The organism is Candidatus Obscuribacterales bacterium (assembly GCA_036703605.1).
Taxonomy (GTDB): Bacteria; Cyanobacteriota; Cyanobacteriia; order RECH01; family RECH01; genus RECH01.
In genome coordinates, this window is record DATNRH010001157.1 from 1 (window position 1) to 1,492 (window position 1,492).

At 52.2% G+C, this 1,492-nt stretch carries 2 protein-coding genes; both read right to left on the reverse strand.

All coding sequences use genetic code 11. The features are described 5' to 3' along the window. Window positions 1–1,043 (reverse strand): M24 family metallopeptidase (locus V6D20_23910; protein HEY9818826.1); only part of this gene is annotated, 1,043 nt, incomplete at its 3' end. 230 nt (window positions 1,044–1,273) lie between these two features. Further along, window positions 1,274–1,492: hypothetical protein (locus tag V6D20_23915; protein HEY9818827.1), on the reverse strand; the 219-nt coding region annotated here is incomplete at its 5' end.

A 1,492-nucleotide genomic window follows, 5' to 3' on the forward strand; every position in this document is an offset into this window, starting at 1 on the left:
TTGGGGTGCTGATAGGGCTCGAGGCCAATACCATGCCCTCCAAACAAGTAGCCACCGATTTCTTTCATTATGCAACCGCAGCTTTGTGCGTACTCATTCATCGCCTGGAGGACGTCATCCATACACACACCCGGCCTGATCATCTTGTCCATCACCTCATTGACCCCTAGCCGGCAACCGTAGAGTTTCTCTTCGTCCTTCGTCGGCGCTCGGCCCAAGAAAATCCCCCGATTGATGTCGGAGCCGTACCGTCTGTACTTGCAACCAAGGTCCAGGTGAACAAAGCCTTTTTCGATCTTGCGATCCAACGCATCGTTGCTCAACAGATTGGGACCTTGGCCAACGGACATAACTTGAGCATGCGTAATCTTATCCGCACCCTCTTCGAGCATGAACGTGCTTACCCTCCTGGCCACATCCACTTCGCGCATACCGATGTCGATCTCCTCGTAGATTCGTTCCATAGCTCTGGCTGCAGCAGCCACCGCCACCCTCATCCGCTCGATTTCAAGTGTTGACTTGATGGCCGTAATCTTCCAGATGGTTGTAGTTGCATCAACCAACTCAGCACCCAGCTCATTGATGATCCGTTTTTTCAGTTCCCAGAATTTGATGGGATTAATTCCCGTGCAGAGCCCGGGTCCCCATTCAATACCAATTCTATGTCCCTTTCCAATGCCGTAGTCGCTAAGTATGTTCACCAGTTCAAGTTCATCGTCATAGAATTCCATGGATTCGGAGACGGTCGTGTGCAGGCCCACAGCGTCACTGTCGAAGGGCCCGAACCGTTGACAATAGATATCGGCATCCTGCGTAAAAATCGCAGCTGACTGCGGCGCCAATGCTAGGGGGGCATCGAATCCCACAAAAACAAAACGTGATCCAGTCGCATAGAACACGTTCACATTCCTAGAGAAAACAAGCGCGTCAAGCCTATCTTCCTTCATGATTTTGCGCGCCCTCTTCAGCCTGTGCTGGTGCTCACTGAGAGGATGTTCCGGATACAAAGGACCAGTTGTCCTCTTTACTTGTTTCCTGGCCATATCACCACCGCCTTGGCGCTACTCCCTCATTCTGCTGGTGGATTAGAGGGGTCTCCCTTCTGCAAAAACGGCAAATGCCCTTTCGATCATAGTAGATACCCCCTTCCCACGCTGGAACGGGATCAGTCAAGAACTTGCAGTCAGATTTGTGGCACAAATCGGCGGGTCGATTGCCGACACCGCTGAGTGAGAAAGCATCACTGCCCCCCTAGAGATCTCGCAACCAGGCCTCATAGCGACCTGTCGTTACCTTGGCTCGCTGCTCCATAAACAATTGAGGCAACCACCAAATCTTCCAGAGCATACCCAACACTCTTGAAGGCAGTGATGTCCTTAGGTGAGCTGCGAACTCGCTTCTTGCCTGCTACAAGTTCGTGAAGGTCAGCCTGTATGTGCTTTCGCCCGATAAGCCCTTGACGCATGGGAATTAGCAGATCTCCGGCCTCTGC